At 52.0% G+C, this 17,989-nt stretch carries 15 protein-coding genes; 8 read left to right on the plus strand and 7 right to left on the minus strand.

Going from position 1 to position 17,989, the window contains the following annotated elements; genetic code table 11:
* Nucleotides 1–77 precede the first annotated feature (77 nt).
* A complete protein-coding gene (locus AACS80_RS20745; RefSeq protein ID WP_135410617.1) occupies nucleotides 78–980 on the plus strand; it encodes an SAM hydrolase/SAM-dependent halogenase family protein in 903 nt (300 codons plus the stop codon).
* A gap of 54 nt (nucleotides 981–1,034) precedes the next feature.
* On the opposite strand, the gene uvrD is transcribed toward AACS80_RS20745, so the two are convergent.
* The 6 genes from uvrD to lptM all read right to left on the minus strand — a co-directional run bounded on the left by uvrD (nucleotide 1,035) and on the right by lptM (nucleotide 6,658).
* A complete protein-coding gene (gene uvrD, locus AACS80_RS20750; RefSeq protein ID WP_000383407.1) occupies nucleotides 1,035–3,197 on the minus strand; it encodes a DNA helicase II in 2,163 nt (720 codons plus the stop codon).
* An 83-nt stretch (nucleotides 3,198–3,280) separates the two neighbouring features.
* Nucleotides 3,281–3,997 carry a 5-amino-6-(5-phospho-D-ribitylamino)uracil phosphatase YigB gene (gene yigB / locus AACS80_RS20755; RefSeq protein ID WP_001213567.1) on the minus strand — a complete coding sequence of 239 codons (717 nt, stop codon included), beginning with the start codon at nucleotides 3,995–3,997 and terminating at the stop codon, nucleotides 3,281–3,283.
* The gene (gene xerC / locus AACS80_RS20760) at nucleotides 3,997–4,893 is read right to left on the minus strand and encodes a tyrosine recombinase XerC (RefSeq protein WP_000130691.1); all 897 of its coding nucleotides are present in this window, start codon (nucleotides 4,891–4,893) and stop codon (nucleotides 3,997–3,999) included. Before xerC ends, yigB begins: the two co-directional genes overlap by 1 nt.
* On the minus strand, nucleotides 4,890–5,597 hold the full coding sequence (locus tag AACS80_RS20765; RefSeq protein ID WP_130209426.1) for a DUF484 domain-containing protein: 708 nt from the start codon (nucleotides 5,595–5,597) through the stop codon (nucleotides 4,890–4,892). Before AACS80_RS20765 ends, xerC begins: the two co-directional genes overlap by 4 nt.
* Complete coding sequence (dapF, locus tag AACS80_RS20770) at nucleotides 5,594–6,418, minus strand: diaminopimelate epimerase (RefSeq protein WP_001160654.1); 825 nt, start codon at nucleotides 6,416–6,418, stop codon at nucleotides 5,594–5,596. Before dapF ends, AACS80_RS20765 begins: the two co-directional genes overlap by 4 nt.
* Before the next feature lie 36 nt (nucleotides 6,419–6,454).
* Nucleotides 6,455–6,658: an LPS translocon maturation chaperone LptM gene (gene lptM, locus AACS80_RS20775; protein ID WP_021581201.1), complete on the minus strand. Its 204-nt coding sequence runs from the start codon at nucleotides 6,656–6,658 to the stop codon at nucleotides 6,455–6,457.
* A 158-nt stretch (nucleotides 6,659–6,816) separates the two neighbouring features.
* On the opposite strand from lptM, the gene AACS80_RS20780 reads away from it, so the two are divergent.
* The 4 genes from AACS80_RS20780 to cyaY all read left to right on the plus strand — a co-directional run bounded on the left by AACS80_RS20780 (nucleotide 6,817) and on the right by cyaY (nucleotide 12,141).
* Nucleotides 6,817–8,325 (plus strand): DKNYY family protein, encoded by a 1,509-nt coding sequence (locus AACS80_RS20780; RefSeq protein ID WP_171021451.1) that lies wholly within the window; start codon nucleotides 6,817–6,819, stop codon nucleotides 8,323–8,325.
* Between the two features lie 12 nt (nucleotides 8,326–8,337).
* Nucleotides 8,338–9,609: a DKNYY domain-containing protein gene (locus tag AACS80_RS20785; RefSeq protein WP_135410616.1), complete on the plus strand. Its 1,272-nt coding sequence runs from the start codon at nucleotides 8,338–8,340 to the stop codon at nucleotides 9,607–9,609.
* Nucleotides 9,610–9,745: 136 nt separating this feature from the next.
* Nucleotides 9,746–11,773, plus strand: a complete 2,028-nt coding sequence (locus tag AACS80_RS20790; RefSeq protein WP_135410615.1) for a hypothetical protein — start codon at nucleotides 9,746–9,748, stop codon at nucleotides 11,771–11,773.
* Nucleotides 11,774–11,820: 47 nt separating this feature from the next.
* Entirely contained in the window at nucleotides 11,821–12,141 is a 321-nt protein-coding gene (gene cyaY, locus AACS80_RS20795; RefSeq protein ID WP_000999936.1) for an iron donor protein CyaY, read from the plus strand.
* Between the two features lie 39 nt (nucleotides 12,142–12,180).
* On the opposite strand, the gene cyaA is transcribed toward cyaY, so the two are convergent.
* On the minus strand, nucleotides 12,181–14,727 hold the full coding sequence (gene cyaA / locus AACS80_RS20800; protein ID WP_131162276.1) for a class I adenylate cyclase: 2,547 nt from the start codon (nucleotides 14,725–14,727) through the stop codon (nucleotides 12,181–12,183).
* A 373-nt stretch (nucleotides 14,728–15,100) separates the two neighbouring features.
* Here cyaA and hemC point away from each other — a divergent pair, with 373 nt between their 5' ends.
* The 3 genes from hemC to hemX are packed head-to-tail and all read left to right on the plus strand — an operon-like array spanning nucleotide 15,101 to nucleotide 17,988.
* Nucleotides 15,101–16,042 (plus strand): hydroxymethylbilane synthase, encoded by a 942-nt coding sequence (gene hemC, locus AACS80_RS20805; protein WP_130209422.1) that lies wholly within the window; start codon nucleotides 15,101–15,103, stop codon nucleotides 16,040–16,042.
* Complete coding sequence (gene hemD / locus AACS80_RS20810; RefSeq protein ID WP_130261206.1) at nucleotides 16,039–16,779, plus strand: uroporphyrinogen-III synthase; 741 nt, start codon at nucleotides 16,039–16,041, stop codon at nucleotides 16,777–16,779. The genes hemC and hemD overlap by 4 nt, the downstream gene beginning before the upstream one ends.
* A gap of 21 nt (nucleotides 16,780–16,800) precedes the next feature.
* Nucleotides 16,801–17,988, plus strand: coding sequence for a uroporphyrinogen-III C-methyltransferase (gene hemX / locus AACS80_RS20815; protein WP_138183980.1), 1,188 nt, complete (start codon nucleotides 16,801–16,803; stop codon nucleotides 17,986–17,988).
* Nucleotide 17,989: the final 1 nt, after the last annotated feature.

The following is a 17,989-nucleotide window of genomic DNA, read 5'->3' on the forward strand; positions in this document are numbered from 1 at the left end:
GTACACTCGAGGAGGCCAAACAAACTGGGGCTGGCTACACAGCTGGAAAATCATCAGATAAATGAAGGGAAACAAAAATGAAAAAAATGCTCGCAACGTTATTTTTATTAACGTGTCTGGGATCATCGTCCGCTTATGCGGATAACGCTTTGATTTTACAAACGGATTTTAGCCTGAAAGATGGGGCCGTCTCGGCGATGAAAGGCGTCGCTTTCGGCGTTGACCATAATCTTAAAATCTTTGATTTAACCCACGAAATTCCACCGTATAACATCTGGGAAGGTGCTTATCGCCTGTATCAGACTGCCAGTTACTGGCCGCATGGTTCGGTGTTTGTCAGTGTGGTCGATCCGGGCGTAGGCACTGACCGTAAATCGGTGGTGCTGAAAACCAAAAACGGTCAGTACTTCGTTTCACCAGATAACGGTACGCTCACTTTGGTGGCGGAATCGCTGGGTATTGAGAGCGTCCGGCAAATCGATGAAAAAACCAACCGCCTGAAAGGTTCCGAAAAGTCATATACCTTCCATGGTCGCGATGTATATGCCTACACCGGTGCGCGTCTGGCTTCCGGAGCGATTTCCTTTGAGCAGGTGGGGCCTGAGCTTCCGGCAAAAGTTGTCGAACTGCCTTATCAGAAAGCGAAAGCGACAAAAGGTGAAGTGAAGGGCAATATCCCGATTCTTGATATTCAGTACGGTAACGTCTGGAGCAATATCAGCGACGAGTTGTTGAATCAGGCGGGGATCAAACTCAACGATACGTTATGTGTGACCATTTCCGAAGGTTCCCAGCAAAAGTACGCAGGGAAAATGCCGTATGTCGCCAGCTTCGGCGATGTGCCGGAAGGCCAGCCGATGGTGTATCTGAACAGCTTGTTGAATGTTTCCGTGGCGCTGAATATGGATAATTTCGCGCAGAAACATCAGGTTGCGTCTGGTGCTGACTGGAATATTGATGTGAAGAAGTGCGCTAAGTAAGGTGCTGATGCCGGATGCGGTGTGGCGCACCGCATCCGGCAACGTGATCGTAAATTACACCGTCTCCAGCCGGGCGTAAGCCGCCACCAGCCATTTGATTCCCTGGCCCTGGAACGCCACCTGCAAACGGCTATGTTCACCGCTGCCTTCCATATTGACGATGGTGCCTTCACCAAACTTGGCGTGGCGCACGCGCTGGCCGAGTTTGTAGCCGCTGTCATTCTCGACCATTGGCGTACCCATCCGCTGATGGCTGACCGGGCGACTTACCGTGGCGCGCAGGCGCACCTCTTCCACACACTCTTCCGGCAGCTCGCCAATAAAGCGCGACGGGCGATGGTAAACCTCTTTGCCATACAGACGGCGAGTTTCCGCGTAGGTCAGCGTCAGTTTCTGCATCGCGCGGGTTACGCCAACGTAGGCCAGACGGCGTTCTTCTTCCAGACGCCCGCCTTCATCCAGCGACATTTGGCTTGGGAACATGCCCTCTTCCATACCAACGATAAACACCTGCGGAAACTCCAGACCTTTCGCCGAGTGTAGCGTCATCAACTGCACCGCATCCTGCCAGGTATCCGCCTGCCCTTCACCTGCTTCCAGTGCCGCATGGGAGAGGAACGCCTGCAGCGGCATTAAATCTTCGTCTTCTTCGTTGTAGCTGAACTGGCGCGTTGCCGTCACCAGTTCCTCTAAGTTTTCGATACGCGTCTGGCCTTTTTCGCCCTTCTCCTGCTCGTACATGGTGCGCAGGCCGGAGTCTTTAATTACCCGGTCAGTCTGTACATGTAGAGGCATATCGGCAGTTTCCTGCGCTAAGGCGTCGATTAATTCCATAAACCGTTGCAAGGCGCTGGCTGCACGTCCGGCGAGGGCTTTTTCCTGCAACAGTTCACGGCACGCCTGCCAGAGTGTTAACTGGCGATCGCGCGATGTCTGACGTACCACGTCCAGCGTCCGGTCACCAATACCCCGTGTTGGTGTATTCACCACACGCTCAAAGGCCGCGTCGTCGTTGCGGTTGGCAATCAGGCGCAGATACGAGAGCGCATCTTTGATTTCCTGACGTTCGAAGAAGCGCATCCCGCCGTAAATACGGTACGGCATACTCGCCTGCAACAGTGCTTCTTCCAGCACACGAGACTGGGCGTTGCTGCGGTAGAGAATGGCGCACTCGGCAAGTGCCCCGCCGTTGTCCTGCCAGGTTTTGATGCGGTTAACCACAAAACGCGCTTCATCGAGTTCGTTAAAGGCACAATAGAGGGAAATAGGCTCACCGTCCGCGCCATCGGTCCACAGTTTTTTACCCAGACGCCCGTTGTTGTTTTCAATCAGGGCGTTGGCGGCGCTCAGAATATTGCTGGTTGAGCGGTAGTTCTGCTCCAGACGAATAGTTTCAGCACCGGGGAAATCATTAAGGAAACGCTGAATATTCTCTACCTGCGCCCCGCGCCAGCCGTAGATTGACTGGTCGTCATCACCGACGATCATCACCTTGCCAGTGTCGCCCGCCAGCAGGCGGATCCACGCGTACTGAATGTTGTTGGTATCCTGGAATTCGTCCACCAGGATGTTGGTAAAACGTTCGCGGTAGTGTTGCAGAATATGCGGCTTGTTAAGCCACAACTCGTGAGCGCGCAGCAGCAGCTCGGCGAAGTCCACCAGACCCGCGCGGTCACACGCTTCCTGATACGCCTGATACACCTTCTGCCAGGTCTGCTCCACCGGGTTACCATAGCTCTGAATGTGATGCGGGCGCAGCCCTTCATCTTTCTGGCTGTTGATGTACCACATTGCCTGGCGCGGTGGCCACTGCTTCTCGTCGAGGTTCATCGCCTTGATCAGACGCTTAAGCAGGCGCAGCTGGTCTTCACTATCGAGGATCTGGAAATCCTGCGGCAGGTTGGCGTCCATGTGGTGCGCACGCAGCAGGCGGTGCGCCAGCCCGTGGAAGGTGCCGACCCACATGCCGCCCTGGCTGGTGCCCATCAGTTGCCCGATACGATGACGCATTTCCGCCGCCGCTTTGTTGGTAAACGTCACCGCCATAATCGAGTATGGCGAGCAGTTTTCCACGCTCATCAGCCAGGCGATACGATGCACCAGTACGCGCGTCTTACCACTGCCCGCGCCCGCCAGCACCAGAAGGTTGCTGCGTGGCGCGGCCACCGCTTCGCGCTGTTTGTCATTAAGGCTATCGAGCAGGTAAGAAACGTCCATTGGCACCGCCGCGTAAAAATAGGTTGGGCGGAGAAGCGCAACGCCCTCCGCCAAAAAGCTGGGTATATATACAGATTTGCTGATTATATCAGCGAGGTCAGAGATGCCAACCGGGAAATTTCCAGATGCGGGAGTAAACGGCTGTCCCAGGTTTGCATCAGATCGCCATTTTCCGGTCTGATCCAACAGGCCTGCATTCCGCTGCGAATTGCCCCACCCACGTCAGTGGTGAGATCGTCCCCGACATGTAAGATCTCGCCGATCGGCACGTTGAGTTTTTCCGCCGCCAGGAAGTACATATCGCTGAACGGTTTTGAGCGCCCGTGCGGGCCAGCGCGCAGCACAAACTCAAAATAATCCCCCAAACCAAACAGCTCCGGCTGGGCGTTACCGTTGGTGATCGCCACCAGCGGCCATTTCTTCGCCAGCTGTTTTAAGGTGTCGTGGGTTTGCTGCGGGACGTCGATTCGGCTGCGCCATTTGGCAAAGTTGATCATTGCTGCGTGTGCGCCTGCACTGGCTTCTTCGGCACTCAGCCCGGCATCGAGCATCGCTTGTTCAATCGAACGAAAACGCCAGCGCGTCACGTCGTGATAAATCTCGGGTTCCGCTTCCCGTACCGCCTGGCGCAGGCGTTGCAGATCTTCATTCTGGAAGCTGCGCAGCGCCGGATGATAATTTTGCACAAAGGTAAGCGCCTCCTGCTCGGTGCGCAAAATCACCGGACGGTTATCATAAAGGGTATCATCCAGGTCAAAGGTGAGCGCCGAGATGCGCCCCAAAGGCCGGTAAAAACGCATTATTTCCCCCGTTTGGCGCGTGGATGCGCCGCATCGTACACCGAGGCAAGGTGTTGAAAATCAAGATGAGTATAGATTTGCGTGGTGGAGAGGTTGGCATGACCCAGCAGCTCCTGCACACCACGAAGATCACCGCTCGACTCCAGCATATGCGTGGCGAACGAGTGACGTAATTTATGCGGGTGAACGTGATTATTCAGCCCTTGTTTTATGCCCCATTCGGCAAAGCGTTTCTGCACATTACGCGCGGAGATACGCTTGCCCAGTTTCGACAGAAAAAGCGCGTCGTCTTCGCTACCAAACAGGTCGCGCAAATCAAGCCAGTGCTCAATCCACGCCACAGCGTTGCGACCAATTGGCAGGCGGCGCTCTTTACTGCCTTTCCCCATCACCCACACTTCGCCGGACTCCAGGTCGAGGTGTTTGATATCCAGCCCCACCAGTTCGGAAAGACGCAGACCCGCGCCGTACATCACTTCCAGCATTGCCCGATCGCGCACGGCGAGGGGATCGTTGATATCAATATCCAGCAGCCGATTCATATCATCGACGTCGATATTTTTTGGCAGATGACGCGGCGCTTTCGGTGCCGAAACACCTTTTGCCGGGTTGGCTTTGAGCTCGTTCTGGCTGACCAGCCAATCAAAAAAGCTACGTAGCGCAGAGAGTCGTAATGCGAGGCTTGCCGCGCCCAGCCCTTTACGGCGACTGCGTACAGCAAAATTGCGCACCATCGTCACATCACATTGCTGCCAGCTTTGCAGGCCATTTTCGCTGGCAAAATTGATGATCGCCTCAAGCTGGCGCTGGTAGTTAAGCAGGGTTATCGGGCTAAGCTGACGCTCCACGCTCAGATAACGTAGATAGCGTTCTACATCGGTATGTAAATCGGTCATACGCGTTCAATCCAACGCTCCAGAAGCTCCGGCATCATCAGCGCAATTTCATCAAGTAACTGCGTTCCCTGTCCTTGTTGATAGTGATTAGCATCGCGACTGGTGAACAGCACTACGCCTAAATCAGCATCGCTTCCCAGCATCGACATCGCCACCGATCCCACCGCTTTCGCTTCCGGTAGCACCACCAGCAACTCCGGCCCGTTAAGCGGCCCCAGATAATGCTGCTCCTGCCCCAGCCGCTGAATACGCAGTGGTTCAAAAGCCTGACGGCTTAATGCCAGATGAGTATGGTTCGACGGCGCACCTAAGCGCCAACGATCCGGAAACAGGCGCACACTCGCGCCCGCCAGCCCTAAATCACGCGCCCAGCGGTGAAAACGCATCAGCATATCGTCGAGACTGCTGGCGGCGGTGAGACTACGCTGCAAGTAGAGTAAGCGATAAAACAGGCCTTCGTTGGCGATAGCCTGTTCCATCAACAGCGACATGTTCTCTTCCAGAACATGAATATGGTTACGCGCGCGAGCCAGATGCCACTCGACCAGCGAAACGGTACCACGTACCGGATGCGGCACACGTATCGCTTCTACTGCGTGCGCATTGCGGATAAAAAACTCAGGATTTTTAATCAGATAATCGACAACCGCCCGGTCATCAAGCTCCGTGAGTGTTTCCTGTAGTTCTTCCCCTGGTTGCTTCATAGATGAATAAATCCGTCGTAAACATGTACTGCCGGACCCGTCATATATAACGGATGACCCGGACCTTTCCAGGCGATATCAAGACGACCGCCAGGGAGTTCCACACGTACTTCTTCGGCCAGCAAACCTTGCTGAATCCCTACCGCCACCGCCGCACACGCGCCGCTGCCGCAGGCCTGGGTTTCTCCTGCCCCACGCTCATAAACGCGTAAACGAATATGCTCGCGCTTAACCACTTGCATAAAACCGATATTGGCGCGCTCCGGGAAACGTTCGTGGCTTTCCAGAACAGGGCCAAGCGTTTCTACCGCCGCGGTATCGACATCATCGACCTGAATCACGCAGTGCGGATTTCCCATCGACACCACGCCACATAAGATTGTCTGCTCGGCGGCGCGCATAATATAGGTCTTTTCCGCTTTGTTAGCGCGAAACGGCACAGCGGAAGGTTCGAAGTTGGGCTCGCCCATATTTACGCGGACCAGATCATCATCGGTGACGGTCAGAACCATCCGCCCGTTGGCAGTGCTGACGCGGATATCGCGCTTATTGGTCAGCCCTTTCAGACGCACAAAACGGGCAAAGCAGCGCGCGCCGTTGCCGCACTGCGCCACTTCACTGCCATCAGCATTAAAAATGCGATAGTGAAAATCCAGTTCAGGATCGTAAGGCGGCTCAACCACCAGCAGCTGGTCAAACCCTACCCCCAGGTGCCGATCCGCCAGGCGACGAATCAGCTCCGGTGAAAAAAAGACATTCTGCGTTACCGCGTCGACGACCATAAAATCGTTGCCAAGGCCATGCATTTTCGAGAACTGCATCATTTACTCCAATCACGCGGGTACAGAAACTGACTTTTAGTAATTCACCTGGGATGGACCATCGCCTGTGGCGCGGTCGTTTTTATCCGGCAACGTGGATTGCGTTTGCGTCTCTACCGGTTTGGTCGGCGGCGGTGCGTTTTTATCTGCAGGCGGGAAATAGAGCGGACCTTTCAGACCGCAGCCCGTCAGGCTGAAGAGAGTAAGTAATACAGTGAGTGCCTTAAACACGTTTTTCATTATGGATTGCCTGTAAAGTTCATCGCTTTCTGCTTTCTATCATCGCAGGAGAAGGCGTAAAAGCAAGCATTTAGCGACTCTTTATGAAGTCTGAAAAGTGAGGAATTGCTGCGAGTATAACGCTTACACGCGGGGATTTATGTTTTGCTGGTAGTTTCGTGATCGGCACCTCGCGCCAGGATGGCTTTATGCACTATCGCAATGTGGCTTGTTTGTTGTCTTGTTCGTTGTTCTTATCGTCGGCATGGGGATGTAGGCTTCCCATGCCAGACCATCTCGCTTATCAAAAGCAAGGGCGTGGTGTGGCCTATGTCTTTAATAACTTTGAATCAACGCGCACTCTCTCTCAACTGCCAGAGGTCAATTTTCAGCTGCTGCGTCGGTTAGCCGATCTGTCAAAATCGCCGGATAAAGATCCCTACTGGAGATATCAGGAACCGCTTACCAATCTCGCCACTGACTATTACTCTGAGACGGTAAATGCCTCCATGATTCGCTCGTCTTATCATTCAGATGGTCGTTATATCCTTTGGGCGGGCGAAATTGTGCGTAATCCGCCAGATGTACCGCCAGTGGATGTAGCAACATTCCGCGTTTTTGGTCGCTTCGCCGCAGATAAAAACAGCCTTTATTTTGACGGCGTGCGTACCGAGGCAAACCGGGGGGTGGATATGGCTACGCTGGATGCGGTAGGCATCAGCGAGCCATGGTACGAGTACTACGATCCAGAGTTCGCAGATGTTCTGCGGGATAAAAATTATCTTTATCTGCGCGGTCATCGGGCGGATGACCCGGATAGTTTTACTATTCAGGCGCAAAAATCATGGGATCAGCGTGGTGCGTTTTCTCCCATAAACCCTTGCGCTGCCGGGCCTGTTGGTCCCTGGGATACGCTAGCGCGCACGACAAAACAAGTCATTATCAATGGTCATGCACTGGACGCCGACCCGACCACTTTCGCTGTTGTTCGCTGGATCCCTGGCACAAAATTCATTTACCGCGATAAAAACGGCACGAAGCATATCGACCTTAGTGAAAAGAATGTCGATCCCCCCGAACACGTTTTGGCTAGTAAGGATTGTTCAGCCAATTTCAATATGCTGGAAGATAAGGTGACCTGGCGTCAGAGCTGGAACGACGACAGTTGCATTATGGAAATGATTCCCGGCCTCGATCCCGAGCAGTTTCATGTTCTCAATAGAAGTACGGCGCAGTATCAGGATCGCCTTTACACCGTAAAAATATCTGAGTTTGGCGAACGATCGCTTGAAGTGATTACGCTTGATGATCCCAACCTGATTATTAACCGTCGTTTTAACGCCGGTAAGCGCCACGGTTATTTGCTTACGACAGAGGGGAAAGTTGAGGTGTTTGAATCCGCAGGCCCCCTGGTACTGCTGGATGAACACATTCCACGGGAACGGGAAGCGCATACCGAAGACGCACAATACAATCCCAACTGGTTTGCCCGCGATGATCGCTATGTTTACGTATTTACGGGTACACAGCTTTATCGTTATGCCACGTCGTGGCCGCAATATGCGCATGTTGTCGGGCAACATTACAAAAGCGGATATGGTTCAGCGAAATCCTGGACAGGTGGCGTCCTCGTCACCCTGGAAGGGAAATATGCAAATGCTTATTTCTCACCAAAGAAAAATCAATAACCGCGGGGTGACATGATGTCAGGAAAACATATATTCGTTCTCGCCTCATTATTGTGGGGTATCTCAACAGCGCAGGCCGCAGCTCCCCGGAGTTATGATCAAAGCTACGGTAAGAGAGACGAGGTAGTCTACAGAAGCTTTTCCTGGATTAATCATTCGTATGAATGGGTAGTTTATGCCACTCTCTCCGGTATAAATAAGGAGAATCTGCGCGAAGCGGCGGATTTAAATGGTAAGCAAGAAGAATACTTTGACAGCGACAGATCCGATATTGATGACGAACATTTTCATTGGGTAACCGATGGTCACGTTATGCTCTGGCGCGGCAACCGGGTGATTAACCCGCCAGGCACACCGGTTATCGATATCGCCAGCTTTCGTGCATACGATCGTTTTGCCGTCGATAAAAACAGTATTTACTTTGACGGCAAACGCGTCGCCAGTAATAACGGAGTCGACCTGGCAACGCTCAAAATGAATAGTGGCAGGAACTCCACCACATTAACGGATAAAAATACTCTCTATTTAAAAGGTATACCGCAGGGTTCCGCCAGCGGTATGACACTGTTGGGAGAAAAATCCTGGGATCGAAGCCCTGAATTTGACAGGCATTATAAGCGTGATAATTCCTCAGATATTCTTATTCGCTTTGCCAATAAAATTTATCTTAATGGCGACCCTATTAACGCTGATGCGGACAGTTTCCAGTTAATTCGCTGGTATCCCGACTCATTGCTTATTTATCGCGATAAGCGCGGAATGAAACGTTTATCATTTGGTCGCGGAGCCGGAAGGCTGCCAAAAGTCGACTGTGCAACGTTTATGCTCAATGAAGACAATGTTCAATGGAGCAATACATATAATCGCAGTAATGATTGTGTGAAAGAGACACTGCCCGGTGTAGATCCGGAACAATTTCATCTTTTGACCGAGAGAATTGCTCAGTACCAGGACCGCCTGTACGTGGTAAAAATGTCATTCTTTGGCGAAGAAGATCTGGAAATCATCAAGCTGGATACCCCGGATTTGCAGATAGATAGCCGACTCAGCGCCGGGGAAAAGCACGGTTATTTTATTCATTTGTATAAGCCAGGAAGCGTGCAAGTCTTTGAAACCTTTGGGAAAATGCATGTCGACAAGAAGCTGGGCTGGGACGATCGTTATGTTTATACCTGGGATGGCGATCAGCTTTATCGACATGCCAGTGACTGCCCGGCACAGGCTTACTATAAAGAAACAGAGCGGGAGCGAAAACTGGTGCTTCCGGACAAGTGTGACCAATAAAATGATGGTTAAATAACCGAAGAGGCCAACCTGAATAGAGTTATGGGATCGGATTTCATGATGACAAACGTATTCGGGTTGCGGATCAGGATTTACTCGGGGATTTGTGGATGAGATTCCCCGCCAGGATGGCTTTATGCGCTATCGCAATGTGGTTTGTTTGTTGTCTTGTTCGTTGTTCTTATCATCGGCATGGGGATGTCGGCTTGATGAGCCTGAACATAATATTTACCAGAAACAGGGAAAAGGCGTGGTGTACCTGCGCCCTTATCAGGAAACAAATCTTTCTCTACCTGACGTGAATTACAAGAGTTTGCGTCGTTTACCTAATTTATTAATAGACCCAACAACACTAGACGAATGGGATAAAGAACCGCCTCTGACTGATTTGACAACCGACTACCTCTATGAGGGCGCACAGGCCTGGTATCCTCATTATTCCTGGCATAGCGATGGTCGCAATATCCTCTACGCGGGTGAAGTTGTGCAAAACCCGCCAGACAAACCTCCCGTCGATGTCGCCTCGTTCAAGGCATGGGGTGATTTTGCCGCAGATAAACACAGTCTCTATTTCGAAGGCAAGCGCACCGATGACAATGGTGGAGAAAATAGTTTAGATATCAAAACGCTGCATCAGGTGAAATTCCGTTCCCCCTGGAAACCTGACTTTCTGGGGCTGATATTACGTGACGCTAATTTCTTATATGTTGATGGGCATCGCCTCGCTGACCCCGAGAGTTTCCGCGTACTGGCGCAGAAGTCCTGGGATCAGCGAGGAAAGTTTTCCACCACGTTTAACCCCTGCGTTGCCGTGCCATTTGGCCCCTGGGATACATTAGCCCGTACACGGACCAAAATCATAATCAATGGCGAACAGCTTAAAGCCGACCCAGAGACATTTACTGTCGTGCGCTGGATGCCGGGGTCGTTATTGAGCTGGCGAGATAAAAGCGGCCTGCACCGGAAGGTGCTGAATCAGGGAAATCTGGACAAAGATAGGGCAAATAGCTGCGCAGCGTTCAATTTACAGGAACACTACGTTTCATGGCGCAAAGGGCCAGAATGCCAGCAAGAAGTCCTACCCGGCCTCGATCCAGAACAATTTCACCCTCTTAGCAAGACTGTCGCGCATTATCAGGACAAGCTGTACACCATTAATAAGACAGAATTTGGCGAAAATAGGCTGGATATCATCACGCTGGATAATCCTGATTTAGTGATTGATAAACGCTTTAACGCGGGAAGAACTCACGGCTATTTACTGACCAAATTACCAGTTGATGGCGAAGAAGAAGATGGTCTCCAGGTATTCGAGTCTTCCGGGCCGCTTATCCTGATGGATTATCGTGTTCCTGATGAGCGTGAGTCTCACCTTAACGATAGCCCCCATTACAAGAAATGGTATGCACACGACGATCGTTATGTTTACGCATTCGATGGCTCACAGCTGTGGCGCTACCCAACACCCAATACTAAAACCGTGCGGGTGACATGGAAAACCGAACATTCAGGTTATGGCTACTGGGCAGACTACCGTAGTGGAGAGTTGGACGGCAGACTTCTTGAGGATGGTGCGTTTATTCCAACGGGAATCCCCTATAACTCATCCGTTAACATTGCTCAATACTCTGATGGCGAAAGCTCTTTTCTCGTCGGCGAAACCGATGTTAGCTGGCGTAAGCTTCGCTCTACAGACCAGCAATGGAGTCAATGGGAGAAACTCCCCGATATTGACCCAAAAGCATTTCATCCCATCACCGATCGTGTCGCGCAGTACAAAAATCATCTGTACATTGCGAAATTGTCTCCTTTTGGTGAAGACACCCTGGAAATCATAACACTTGACTCTTCTGCACCTTTCCTGAAACAACGTATTAACGCCGGGAAAGACCATGGCTACTTTATGCGCTCTTCCCGTTTACGCGATGATATTCAAATTTTTGCTATTGATGGACCATTGAAGACCAGCGAACGTTTCGCTTATGACAATCGCTATGTTTATACCTGGATCGGTAGCCAACTTTATCGAACCGCATCGCCCTGTCCGGCCAGGACAGGTAATCTGGATCAGAACATGTTTTCATCCAATAATGACATCATCATCCTGAAGACGGAGGAAGAGTGCCGCAAAACACCAGACATTGAGCAACCTTTGAAGCCCTGACCCCATGCCGCTATACTGCCGCCATCACTTAAAAACAGGATACAACAATGAACGACAGTGAATTTCATCGCCTGGCTGACCAACTGTGGCTAACCATTGAAGAGCATCTGGACGACTGGGATGGCGACAGCGATATTGACTGCGAAATCAACGGTGGCGTGCTGACCATTACCTTTGAGAACGGCAGCAAAATCATTATCAACCGCCAGGAACCGCTGCACCAGGTATGGCTGGCAACCAAACAGGGCGGCTACCATTTTGATCTGAAAGGCGATGAGTGGATTTGCGACCGTAGCGGTGAAACCTTCTGGGATTTGCTGGAACAGGCGGCAACGCAGCAAGCGGGGGAAACAGTCAGTTTCCGCTAAGATTGCATGCCGGATAAGCCTCGCTTTCCGGCTAGCTCATCACGAAAAATACTGCTGTAATAGCGGCGTATCGTTGTCCTGATTGGCAGGCGGCATGTTGCCAATAGATTTGGTTCGGAACGGAATCACCTGTTCGCGACCATCGACCTTCACAATCTGATAGAACTGCGGCAGGTTGAAGTTAATGAAGCTTGAGCCGTAGGTAAAACGGTCGTGCGATGACGAGTAGAAGCGGCTGACGTCACGCACCAGCTCCTCTTTGCTACCTTCGCAGTGGTGATACACCTCAACCCGGTTGCTTTCGTCGAGAATGTAGATATTAAAGCCATTCTCGTCTTGCGTTTCTTCGAAGAAGAACTGGATGATCCCTTCGCTGGCAAAGCCGTCCACCACCGCCGGTAATTTGACGTGATTGGTTTCAACCTGCACTGACAGGCCGTGCAGTTTGTTATGCGAAATAGCACCATAAAACTCGATGGCGTTCTCCAGTTTCTGTACCGATACATTCAGGCGTTCGAAGAACAAACCCCAGGTTTGACCAGAAACGCGCAGTGCCTTGAAGCGCCCAGTTTCCTGGCGGGTGCTGGAAAGACGCAGTTCAATACACTCAGAAACCAGTTGCTGCACGCGGGTGCGAATTAAACCGCGCAGATGCTGGCTGTAGCAGAAGACTTCCACGCTATCGGGCGGTGCGGCGTCCTGATGCATTTTGCCGAGAATGGTTTTCAGGGCTTCAATCATCGACTGCTCACCGTTGAAGTGCAGCGTACGCACTTCGTTCCACGAGTTGCGGTACAGCAAGTCAACACTACCCACCAGGCATTTTTGCTCTTCACCAAAGCTGAAAACATCCAGCTTACGAAAATCGAAATGTACTACCTGGTTACGGAATGCCGTCGTCGGGTCATATTCCAGATTAACAATTATTGCCAGATGGCGAATTTCACATGGACTGTAGAGCGCTTTTGGCGTCGGTGCGGGCAGACGCAATGGGAAGTGATGCGACACATCGGCCACCATCTCTTGCAACTTCGGCAGATCAACAATGCCATTGCCCTTAATGTACAAGCGTGTACGTGAAGTCAACAGGCCGTTAAACCACGCCCAGGCCACTAGCTTATTCAGGTAACGGTTATATTCCAGCGGCTGATGGCTGATGATCGACTCAATATTTGGCGCACGGTTATACAGATACCAACCTGAACGGTTAGCACGGCCCGGCGGTACATAAATAAAGGTCAGATTCGGTTCCGAGAGATCAGGTGAAATCTGCGGATTTACCAGCGTCACTTTACCCGGTAATGCTTCAAACGCGGCGTACAGTTTACGCGTCAGCACGCCGATATCCTGCGGGCTGGCGGAGACGCTAAGGTTATTGCGGCGCGCAAAGCGGATCAGATTACGGTAGCTCTGCATCATTGCGTCGAGCAGCTCGTTGTGCGCCTCACGTACCTGATCAATCTTCCAGTTAGCGCGGTTATCGAGCATTGCCAGACGAGCATCGTCCCATTCCCACTCTTTCACCAACTGGCTTAACACTTCACGACGCCAGCCTACGCAGGCGCGTTCACGGCTGAGTTTTTCGCACACTTTTAAATAGAAGCAGCGGCGTACTAAATCCAGACGGGTGAAATCTTCAATCGCCGTCAGGTATTCAGTAACACGCTCCAGCATCATGCAGTACGGATCGAGGCCAAACGACACAATCTCGCCGTCGTGCAAACGCTGTTTGATATCTTTCGCCAGCAGGCGTGGATTCGGATATTCCCAGGAATAGGCTTCCAGCAGCAGTGTCTTCAGCACCGCTTTGTACGGGGAATCGATACTTTTGTAGAGTTGCCAAAGGCTGGCACCAAAGTACTCTTCAGCGGAAAGCGAGCTTAAGCCGCCGAGATCCAGCCATTCATTTGGCGTCAGCACGCCCTGCGCGTAGAGCGTCATTACGTAGTCATCGTAATGCTCTTCTTCGTCGCAAGGCACCATATTCCACAGAATACGCTTACCGGCGAGACGCACGGCGGTACGGTAAAATTCATCAAGAAGCAGTATATGCTGGGTGGAGCCGCAATCTTCGCCCCCCAGACTGCCACTCTCGTTGTGACGGAAACGGTTTTCATCAATCAGGAAGAAGCTAACTTCCACCCCGAGCGAGGCGGCCCAGCTTTCCAGCAGGCTACATTTACGTTGTAGTAACTGGCGCTCTTCGCTATCGAGCCAGGATTGATGACAGACCCAGATATCCAGGTCAGAGGAACAACTTTGCCCTACCGACGAAGTACTGCCCATGGTGTATACACCAGTAATCGGAAGCTCGCCTTTCGGCGGGTCCTGTACTGACATTCCACGATACAGTTCAAGTTCGTTCAGGTAGTGGCGTTGGGTTTCATCAGGCGTGTAAAGGCAAATGCCTTTGGGAACGTTACCATCAAGGTAACCCGGCATTAGCGGATGGTGATAGTGCAACAATGTCGGCAGCAGACTGTAAACCTGTTGGAATGCAGGCCCCATGGCAGCAAGCGCGCGATCCACGCGCAATTGATTTATGGCATCCAGTCTCTGTTTCAGAGTCTCAATATAGAGGTACAAGACGTATCGCCTGATTTGCTACCCGTCATGTCTGTGATTCCGGCAACATCAACGGAAACACGCGGCATTCGGGATATTTCGTATGTCAAAGGTAACTGTTACCACTTTCCGCGCCTGGTTTTTTTAGTTTCACGACGAAAAAATGGTCTAAAACGTGATCAATTTAACACCTTGCTGATTGACCGTAAAGAAAGATGCGCTACATACAAGTGTAGCACCGTTTATTCTCTGTAAATTCCTTATTACGACGGCTTGAAGCGCCTGTCAGGATTCAATTTACGTTTTGCATTAACGTCAACGTTTCACCACAACACTGACATCGCTCCAGCAAGGATGTTAGGATGGACCACGGATGATAATGACGGTAACAAGCATGTTAGACAATGTTTTAAGAATTGCCACACGCCAAAGCCCACTTGCACTCTGGCAGGCACACTATGTCAAAGACAAGTTGATGGCGAGCCATCCGGGATTAGTCGTTGAACTAGTACCGATGGTGACGCGCGGCGATGTAATTCTTGATACGCCGCTGGCGAAAGTAGGCGGAAAAGGCTTATTTGTTAAAGAGCTGGAAGTCGCGCTTCTGGAAAACCGCGCCGATATCGCCGTACATTCGATGAAAGATGTGCCGGTTGAATTCCCGCAAGGTCTGGGGCTGGTCACCATTTGCGAACGCGAGGATCCGCGTGATGCCTTTGTGTCCAATAATTATGACAATCTGGATGCGTTACCGGCTGGCAGTATCGTCGGGACTTCCAGCTTACGTCGCCAGTGCCAACTGGCGGAACGCCGCCCGGACCTGATTATCCGCTCTCTGCGTGGGAACGTTGGAACACGCCTTAGCAAGCTGGATAACGGCGAATACGATGCCATTATTCTTGCCGTGGCTGGATTAAAACGTTTAGGGCTGGAGTCCCGCATTCGCGCTGCGCTGCCCCCAGAAATTTCTCTTCCGGCAGTCGGACAAGGTGCCGTAGGTATTGAATGCCGCCTTGATGATACGCGTACCCGCGAGCTTCTTGCCGCACTTAATCACCATGAAACCGCGCTACGCGTCACCGCTGAACGTGCGATGAATACCCGTCTGGAAGGGGGTTGTCAGGTGCCGATTGGCAGCTATGCCGAACTTGTCGACGGCAAAATCTGGTTGCGTGCGCTGGTCGGTGCGCCGGACGGTTCGCAGATTATTCGTGGTGAACGCCGCGGTGCGCCGCAGGATGCCGAGCAAATGGGGATTTCACTGGCGGAAGAGCTACTGAATAACGGCGCACGGGAGATTCTCGCTGAAGTCTACAACGGAGACGCGCCAGCATGAGTATCCTGGTCACCCGCCCATCTCCAGCTGGAGAAGAGTTAGTGAGCCGTCTGCGCACACTGGGGCAGGTGGCCTGGCATTTTCCGCTGATAGAGTTTTCCCCGGGTCGGCAATTACCACAACTTGCCGACCAGCTATCAGCACTTGGTAAAGGCGATCTATTGTTTGCCCTTTCGCAACACGCCGTTGCTTTTGCCCAATCACAACTGCATCAGCAAGCTCTTAAATGGCCATTACTTGCTGGTTATTTCGCCATCGGCCGCACCACTGCGCTGGCGCTGCATACCGTGAGCGGGCACCAGGTTCGTTATCCGCAGGATCGGGAAATCAGTGAAGTCTTGCTACAATTACCGGAATTACAAAGTATTGCGGGCAAACGTGCGCTGATATTACGTGGCAACGGCGGTCGTGAGCTGATAGGAGAAACTCTGACGGCACGCGGTGCTGAAGTCACTTTTTGTGAATGTTATCAACGGTGCGCCATTCATTATGACGGTGCAGAAGAGGCGATGCGTTGGCAATCCCGCGAGGTGACGACCGTCGTTGTTACCAGCGGTGAAATGTTGCATCAACTCTGGTCATTGATCCCACAATGGTATCGTGAGCACTGGTTACTACGCTGTCGGCTTTTGGTCGTCAGTGAGCGTTTGGCGAAACTCGCCCGGGAACTGGGCTGGAATGACATTAAGGTCGCCGATAACGCTGACAACGATGCGCTTTTACGGGCATTACAATAACTCTCATAACAGGAAGCCATAATGACGGAACAAGAAAAAACCTCCGCCGTGGTTGAAGATACCAGGGAGGCCGTGGACACCACGCCACAACCTGTCGTTGCAGAAAAGAAGAGTAAGAATAGTACCGCTCTGATTCTCAGTGCGGTGGCTATCGCCATTGCTCTGGCAGCAGGCGTCGGTTTGTATGGCTGGGGTAAACAACAGGCCGTCAGTCAGACTGCCACCAGCGATGCCCTGGCGAGCCAACTCACGGCACTGCAAAAAGCCCAGGAAAGCCAAAAAGCGGAGCTGGAAGGCATTATTAAGCAACAGGCTGTACAGTTAGAGCAGGCGAATCGACAGCAAGAAACGCTGGCAAAACAGCTGGATGAAGTCCAACAAAAGGTCGCTACCATCTCTGGTAGCGATGCCAAAACCTGGCTTCTGGCACAGGCGGACTTTCTGGTAAAACTTGCCGGACGTAAACTCTGGAGCGATCAGGACGTCACCACCGCAGCAGCGTTACTGAAAAGCGCTGATGCCAGCCTGGCAGATATGAATGACCCCAGCCTTATTGCTGTTCGTCGGGCAATTACCAATGATATTGCCAGCCTTTCTGCGGTAACGCAGGTGGATTATGACGGCATTATCCTCAAGTTGAATCAGCTCTCTAATCAAGTGGATAACCTGCGTCTGGCCGACAATGATAGCGACGGTTCGCCAATGGATTCCGATGGTGAAGAGCTTTCCAGCTCCATCAGCGAATGGCGCGTCAATCTGCAAAAAAGCTGGCAGAGTTTTATGGACAACTTCATTACGATTCGCCGTCGTGATGATACTGCCGTACCGCTGTTAGCGCCGAATCAGGATATCTATCTGCGCGAAAATATTCGTTCCCGTCTGCTGGTCGCCGCACAAGCAGTGCCGCGTCATCAGGAAGAGACGTACCGCCAGGCGCTGGAGAACGTCTCCACCTGGGTTCGTGCTTATTACGATACTGAAGATGCCACCACCAAAGCGTTTCTCGACGAGGTGGACCAGTTAAGCCAGCAAAATATCTCGATGGATCTCCCGGAAACACTGCAAAGCCAGGCGATGCTGGAAAAACTGATGCAGACTCGCGTGCGTAACCTGCTGGCGCAACCGGCAGCAGGGGCAACGGAAGCTAAACCTGCACCTGCACCTGCACCGCAAGCTGATGCCCCGGCAGCCGCGCCGCAAGGAGAATAAC

This window comes from Escherichia sp. E4385 (genome assembly GCF_963883145.1).
Taxonomy (GTDB): Bacteria; Pseudomonadota; Gammaproteobacteria; order Enterobacterales; family Enterobacteriaceae; genus Escherichia.

Bases quoted from the DNA above. Each gene is read 5' to 3' on its own strand.
- AACS80_RS20745 (WP_135410617.1), top strand. From the start codon at position 78: ATGAAAAAAATGCTCGCAACGTTATTTTTATTAACGTGTCTGGGATCA.
- uvrD (WP_000383407.1), bottom strand. From the start codon at position 3,197: ATGGACGTTTCTTACCTGCTCGATAGCCTTAATGACAAACAGCGCGAA.
- yigB (WP_001213567.1), bottom strand. From the start codon at position 3,997: ATGCGTTTTTACCGGCCTTTGGGGCGCATCTCGGCGCTCACCTTTGAC.
- xerC (WP_000130691.1), bottom strand. From the start codon at position 4,893: ATGACCGATTTACATACCGATGTAGAACGCTATCTACGTTATCTGAGC.
- AACS80_RS20765 (WP_130209426.1), bottom strand. From the start codon at position 5,597: ATGAAGCAACCAGGGGAAGAACTACAGGAAACACTCACGGAGCTTGAT.
- dapF (WP_001160654.1), bottom strand. From the start codon at position 6,418: ATGCAGTTCTCGAAAATGCATGGCCTTGGCAACGATTTTATGGTCGTC.
- lptM (WP_021581201.1), bottom strand. From the start codon at position 6,658: ATGAAAAACGTGTTTAAGGCACTCACTGTATTACTTACTCTCTTCAGC.
- AACS80_RS20785 (WP_135410616.1), top strand. From the start codon at position 8,338: ATGATGTCAGGAAAACATATATTCGTTCTCGCCTCATTATTGTGGGGT.
- AACS80_RS20790 (WP_135410615.1), top strand. From the start codon at position 9,746: ATGCGCTATCGCAATGTGGTTTGTTTGTTGTCTTGTTCGTTGTTCTTA.
- cyaY (WP_000999936.1), top strand. From the start codon at position 11,821: ATGAACGACAGTGAATTTCATCGCCTGGCTGACCAACTGTGGCTAACC.
- hemC (WP_130209422.1), top strand. From the start codon at position 15,101: ATGTTAGACAATGTTTTAAGAATTGCCACACGCCAAAGCCCACTTGCA.
- hemD (WP_130261206.1), top strand. From the start codon at position 16,039: ATGAGTATCCTGGTCACCCGCCCATCTCCAGCTGGAGAAGAGTTAGTG.
- hemX (WP_138183980.1), top strand. From the start codon at position 16,801: ATGACGGAACAAGAAAAAACCTCCGCCGTGGTTGAAGATACCAGGGAG.